At 42.1% G+C, this 535-nt stretch carries 1 protein-coding gene; it reads left to right on the top strand.

The window, feature by feature from the left end; translation table 11 throughout:
• Nucleotides 1-448: 448 nt before the first annotated feature.
• Nucleotides 449-535 (top strand): ParA family protein (locus D1841_RS15380; protein WP_166554284.1); only part of this gene is annotated, 87 nt, incomplete at its 3' end.

The following is a 535-nucleotide window of genomic DNA, read 5'->3' as shown; positions in this document are numbered from 1 at the left end:
ATCAAAATGGCTCAAAAAGCCCGGAAAATCAAGGTTTTCCGGGCTTTTGCTTTTGATAGGGTTTGATGCAGTTTGACGCTAAAAAGCCATTTTTCACCAAATTTATAGTGGTTCCCAATAGGATAACCGGGAAAAAAGAGGGCAAAATGAGGGTCAAGTGGTTACAAAATAGGATAACCACAGCTCTGTTTTTGGGGTATTTCAGAGGTGATTTTTACTCCCTCTCTCCCCTCGATTTATATGAGAACAGTTTGGCATAGTTTGACCGAATTTGAATAATTGAATATGATTTTAATGCAGGCACTCAGTATTTTTTGCTGGGTGCTTTTTGCGTTTCCGGGGAACTGTATTCCGGGATCAGAAAAAGCCGTCACTTTTCAATTTATGAAGTGGCGGCTTTTTCTATTTCCAGAAGCAACCACAACGAATCAGAAATGAGGTGATTATCTTGAACACGCAAATCATCGCCATCGCCAACCAAAAGGGAGGTGTCGGCAAGACCACAACCTGTGCCAACTTAGGGATAGGACTGGCG

Origin of the sequence: Neglectibacter sp. X4, from assembly GCF_009917365.1 — a bacterium.
GTDB lineage: Bacteria > Bacillota > Clostridia > Oscillospirales > Acutalibacteraceae > Acutalibacter.
Note: the sequence above shows the minus strand (reverse complement) of the source record. Positions and strands in the feature narration are given on the sequence as shown.